Source organism: Streptosporangium sp. NPDC049046 (assembly GCF_040649155.1).
In the GTDB taxonomy this organism is placed as follows: Bacteria; Actinomycetota; Actinomycetes; order Streptosporangiales; family Streptosporangiaceae; genus Streptosporangium.
In genome coordinates this window covers 1-5,034 of record NZ_JBEZEZ010000076.1, presented here as the reverse complement: position 1 = coordinate 5,034, position 5,034 = coordinate 1, and the positions used below count along the sequence as shown (strand labels likewise).

At 37.0% G+C, this 5,034-nt stretch carries 6 protein-coding genes; 2 read left to right on the top strand and 4 right to left on the bottom strand.

Features of this window, described 5'->3' with window-relative positions; translation table 11 throughout:
• The coding region (locus tag AB0B96_RS40700; RefSeq protein ID WP_362907645.1) for a hypothetical protein at positions 1-213 on the top strand (213 nt) is incomplete at its 5' end.
• A gap of 360 nt (positions 214-573) precedes the next feature.
• Positions 574-1,581 carry a replication initiation protein RepM gene (gene repM / locus AB0B96_RS40695; protein ID WP_361462944.1) on the top strand — a complete coding sequence of 336 codons (1,008 nt, stop codon included), beginning with the start codon at positions 574-576 and terminating at the stop codon, positions 1,579-1,581.
• 346 nt (positions 1,582-1,927) lie between these two features.
• Here the strand turns inward: repM and AB0B96_RS40690 are convergent, their stop codons facing one another.
• From AB0B96_RS40690 to AB0B96_RS40675, 4 genes are all read right to left on the bottom strand, one after another.
• Entirely contained in the window at positions 1,928-3,067 is a 1,140-nt protein-coding gene (locus tag AB0B96_RS40690) for a zinc-dependent alcohol dehydrogenase (protein ID WP_068039753.1), read from the bottom strand.
• 399 nt (positions 3,068-3,466) lie between these two features.
• A complete protein-coding gene (locus AB0B96_RS40685) occupies positions 3,467-3,733 on the bottom strand; it encodes a type II toxin-antitoxin system mRNA interferase toxin, RelE/StbE family (RefSeq protein WP_068039760.1) in 267 nt (88 codons plus the stop codon).
• Positions 3,720-4,004 (bottom strand): type II toxin-antitoxin system RelB/DinJ family antitoxin, encoded by a 285-nt coding sequence (locus AB0B96_RS40680; protein WP_068039762.1) that lies wholly within the window; start codon positions 4,002-4,004, stop codon positions 3,720-3,722. Before AB0B96_RS40680 ends, AB0B96_RS40685 begins: the two co-directional genes overlap by 14 nt.
• Positions 4,005-4,173: 169 nt before the next feature.
• Entirely contained in the window at positions 4,174-4,485 is a 312-nt protein-coding gene (locus tag AB0B96_RS40675; protein ID WP_181716308.1) for a hypothetical protein, read from the bottom strand.
• Positions 4,486-5,034 lie beyond the last annotated feature (549 nt).

Sequence of the window (5,034 nt, the reverse complement as noted above, 5' to 3'; positions counted from 1 at the left end):
AACAGCATCCTAATGGACTATGAGAAGGCTAGATTGGATAAAAGCGTTGCGGAAGCGAGCTATGACACCCTTAAAAAACGTGTTGAGCCTTACTTGATGGCTATTGATGGTCTAAATCAAGAGGAAATTGCTAGAGTAAACGAAGCAATGCAGCTAGAAAGCCATAAAATCGCTGTAGAGATGGATAAAATAAAAAAGGCTAGGTATGTATAAGAATTAAGGTAGAAGGCTATTAAATCTCATTTTGTAGGCAAATAGAGTAGTTTCTATAGCTTATTACTGAGGTTAAGAAAAAATTGATCAATCATCTGATCCAAGAAGACATGAGAAAAGCCAAATATTTTATGGTAACTAGTGCTTTTTTCTTTTGTCTTTTTAGTTAGTAAAAAATAAAAAAAATGCTTTTAATGCTTTTAAATGCTTTTAAATGCTTTTAAGCCCTCTGTATCCATTGGTATTAAAAGGATACAAGCACCATTCGAATACGTTTACTTACCCATTCGAATACGTTTACTTACCCATTCGAATACGTTTACTTACCCATTCGAATACGTTTACTTACCATTTGAATACTTGAATAAAATAGTATTCGAAGATACAATTAAATATAAGTATTCAAATTTGAAGGTTATTATGTCTAAATCTAATCTAGTAGTGAAAACTAATTATCTAAATACCGTACTACAAAATCTAAAACTATCAGAAATACGCATTGTTCAGTTAGCCGTTGTAGATGCTAGAGAGACTGGTACAGGGTTGAGTGCAGAGATACCACTTCGTATTGATGCTAAAAGATATGCTGAAGTTTTTAATACCACTCGCCAAAACGGTTATCTAATGATGAAGGACGCTGAAGATACGCTATTTAACAGACGTTTTAGCTATGTTGATGATGAAGGTAAGTTAGTTAAATCTCGCTGGTTATCCCAAGTTAGATATTTAGATGACGAAGGAGCGATTGAAGTTGTATTTACTCCGGCTGTAGTACAAGGGATTACTCGGATTGATGGGGCTGAAGAGTTTTTCACTAAGTATTTACTAGAACAAACAGCCGAAATGGATAGTAATTATTCAGTAAGGCTCTATGAGCTGCTGGTTCAATGGAAGCAAGCCAAAAAAACACCTGTTTTTGAATTGGAGAAGTTTAGAGGTCAGTTAGGATTAGAGTCTGATGAATATCAAACTATGAGCAACTTCAAAAAAAGGGTCTTAAACCTTGCTGTTGAAGAGATAAACGAAAAATCAGATCTCAATGTTAGTTACACTCAAAAGAAAAAAGGTCGCAAAATTGCAGGATTTAGTTTTACTGTTCATGAAAAGCCAAAAGCTAAGAGGGATGTAGTTAATAAGGAGCGCGACGTTAGTACAGGAGATATGTTTACGGTCGATGGATTGAATGATAAGCAGCTAGGGCGAATTGCTCGTAATCCTGCTTTTATGGCGGAATACAATCATTTAGTAAGCCCTACTAGTCCAGCTGGTCAGTCACAGCAAGGTTGGGAGTTTGAAATGGTTAACCGCCTTAAAAAAGACCCTACGCAGTTTAACAAACGTCCGATTAGAGAATATCTTGAATACTAAATTATATTGCTCGATAAGAAATAACTAAGAAGCCTTGTAGCCCAAGCTATTCACTTTTCAGATTTTTACTCAATATTAAATAAATTTTTCATACATATAATAGAAAGTTTATTGTGCTTTACACTTCTAAGCTTTAAGACCATCTAAGACAGTTAGTTGGTTTTTTAATCCCTAAACCCATGAAAATCGGTTGGGGGGGGGGTGATTTTTTTGTCGTGTGCAGAGAAAAACAAGTTAAAGATTTTTTTGCTAGCTGCTTTAGCGATAACCATTATTTAAGACAATCTCGTTAAAGCAGCTATGACCTAACCTTTAAATGTTAAAAGTAAAGGGCAAATTTGAAAAATTAAGGAGTTAAAATGACTTTACGACATTCTTCTTCACGCTTTTCGAAAATTTCATAACCTTTAGCAGCGTCAGACAAATTCATACGGTGAGTAATAATAGCTTCAGGTGATAAATCACCATTTTCAATATACTCTAATAATTGTGGTAAATACTTGTGTACATGGGTTTGGCCCATTCTGAAAGCAAGCCCTTTATCAAAAGCGTCACCCATTAAGAAATCATTAATGGGTCCTGCATATATACCAGGAACACTAACGACCCCGCCACGACGCACAGCTGCCATACATTGACGTAAAGCTGGAGCGCTTGATCCTTCAATTTTCGAACTGCCCTTAGCTTCAAAGCCAACCGCATCAATAACACCGTCAACGCCGCGATGTCCTTTGGTCTGTTCAATGATGAATTCAGCAGCATCTACCTTATCGAAATTAACCGGAATAGCCCCGTACGTATCTTTGGCATACTGCAAACGGTAGTCATTATGATCTACCACGAAGATCTGCTCAGCGCCTAACATTTTGGCACAAGCGGCTGATAACAACCCCACAGGACCCGCTCCATAAATAGCTACGGTTGAACCTTTAGTAATATTGGCATTAGTCACGGCCTGCCAAGCAGTTGGTAAAATATCTGATAAAAATAAAACCTTCTCATCTGACAGTGAGCCATTTACTTTGAACGGATTAAAATTACCTTTAGGAACCCGTACAAAATCTGCTTGTCCACCAGGAATCCCACCATATAAATGGCTAAAACCAAATAAAGCAGCCGGTGGCGGAATTATTTTTTTATTAATAGCAGCGCCTGGGCCTGTATTTGTAGTCTCACAAGCGGACATTAGGTCATGCTGACAGAAAAAGCAGTTACCACATGCAATAACAAAAGGAATAACAACTCTATCGCCTTTTTTAACAGCAGTAACTTCAGAGCCTACTTCTTCAACCACACCCATAAACTCATGGCCGAGGATATCGCCTTCCTCGGTTTCAGGTATTTTGCCACGATATAAGTGTAAATCTGAACCACAAATTGCAGTTGCAGTCACACGTAAAATAACATCATCTTTTTCTTGCAGTTTAGGCTCTGGGACATTGTCCACTCGCACATCTTTAGCACCATGATAAGTTAAAGCACGCATAATTTCTCCAGTTAAGTAAAGCTTGCAAAATCTCGATAAACAATAATCTGTGAGAATACAAGATGAAAGTTATTAGAATCAGTGGTTTATGTTATCTAAGTTAAGTATTACTCAATTATATTAGCACCTTGAAAATCGAGATTTATAATCAACGTGTGTTAAAAAGGTTGCGTGTTGTAAGTGAAAAGTTGTAGTGGTCAACTAATTTAGGATACCCGATAAATTAACTTTTCGAGTCCTCCTGCCGAGGACTGAAGGCTTATAAAAGCTGTTTGTATTTTTAAAGTAACTTTTCTTGTTAGATAAGGATATACCCTAGTGGAACCGTCTTAAAAGCCCCAAAAGTCTATTAACAGACTACTCAAAATAGACTGTCATTATGGAACCACTTGAATTAGGCTAATCAAACACTTCTGAATGGCTACCTAGCCTAACAAAATCTACCGTATCGTTCTGAACACGGTAGATAAGCACCAAGTCAGGCTTGATATGGCAGTCTCTAAATCCCTTATGATTGCCGGTCAACGCATGATCTTTGTATTTAGCCGGTAGCGGTATGTCGTTAGTCAAACAATTGAGCACCTCGCCCCATGCAGGAGTGAGTAAGCTTAGATAATTCTTTTTAGCATCTCTCTTAAACTGACTTGATACTTCAATGGATCTCATCAGCCTCGCCTTCTAGCTCATCCATGAGATCACCAAAGCTATCGTACTTAGTGCCTTTACCGCTCGCGACCTCAGCAATAGCCGCAATCGTTTGCGCGTTGAGCTTAGGTTGTTGATAGTCAAAAGACAGAGGAATCGCATTGGTATCGGCGACTTGGTTCAAGAACAGTCTTATGGCCTGTGAAGGCGTTAGTCCATAGCTTTCAAGAACAGAAAAAGACCTATCCTTCAGATCCTGGTCAAGCCGTATATTATAATTAGTTGTAGTCATAACAATCACCTATCGCTTATATCTGTACACCCAATATAAGCGATAGGTGATTAGATCTCAATAGTTTTAGCATTTTATACTTCTTATTAAAAACCCAGAAAAAGGCTAACGGCTTTCTTTCTGAGTTTTTGTATGACATAGAGTTAGGGAAAACCTTGGTTATACGTCTCTACTTTAAGCCTTTAAGTAGTTTTGATTCTATATGACTAACCCCAGCAGCTTCTTGCATTTCTATCCAGCTTTCATAAGATGTATTTGTTTGAATAAACTGCTCCCACTCCTGATCTGGGATGGCTGCAAAATCTTCTTCTGTTTCTACTTTGAACCCAGAAGCTTCTATTAGTTCCTCAAAATTCGAATACTGACTGCAACTAGATATAAAATCAGGGGTCATAAGATCATCCAGTGGGATACTGTGAGTGCCAGATAACTCTGAAAGATTCTTCTCTAGTTGATCAAAACCTCTTAAATCAAATTTCATGTTTCTTTCCTCGTGTCTATAAGCTTTATATAGCTTATAGAGTGTTGATTATTTATAAAGAATAACTAATCAGACCATTGGAATCATCTGTAGCTACAGATGATTTTTTAGGCTAATAAATTATTTGTACCAGCCTAAGATTATGCCAGTGAATGACGAGAAGTAACGCTCTTATAATCCCTTTTTTGTAGCAGATTTTACGACAGATAAAAGACCCGTTATTTTCTACCTAATTTAATGACTACACCTTACGCACCCTAAAGGGACTGCCAAATAGCTGATATTGTTAGGTTTATTGAAACTTGAGTGTTTGCAAAGTGTAAACAAAATCGTTATAACTTATTGATTTAAAAATGAAAAAGGTGTTTACAATCTGTAAACAGCCTAGCTTCAAAAAAGTGAAAAACAGCCCCTTTTTACCGCCTTTTGCCGTAAAAATTACGCTTTCCTAACTGGTGAAATTATGGTGTAGTAAGTACACTTTAATGAAATAACACTCAATTATAGGAAAAAAGTGGCGATGAACTATGCAATTTTGAGAACAGCAAA